We start from the raw sequence: 233 nt of genomic DNA, 5'->3' as shown, positions 1-233 counted from the left end.
GCTGATTCAAGCATAAAAAACACACTGCAAGGAACTGGTACCCAGTATAGTGTTGCAGATGATGGAACAGTAACAAAAGTAACTTCAAATAATATTAGTTCTAACACAACACCGTCAAATGCCCGATCAGAAGGACAATCTAAGGTTACAGTGCATTATGTGGATAAGGATGGCAAAGAATTAGCAACACAAGCGTATTCATATGGTTATCCAGCAGGTTCAAAGATTGCGGC

At 39.5% G+C, this 233-nt stretch carries 1 protein-coding gene; it reads left to right on the top strand.

Annotated elements, in window-relative coordinates; genetic code table 11:
* A partial coding sequence (locus IV55_RS10465) for a hypothetical protein (protein ID WP_162260753.1) occupies window positions 1–233 on the top strand: 233 nt, incomplete at both ends.

Source organism: Furfurilactobacillus siliginis, from assembly GCF_001437435.1.
Lineage (GTDB): Bacteria > Bacillota > Bacilli > Lactobacillales > Lactobacillaceae > Furfurilactobacillus > Furfurilactobacillus siliginis.
The sequence above is the reverse complement of the archived record's forward strand: the minus strand, read 5'-3'. Positions and strand labels throughout refer to the sequence as shown.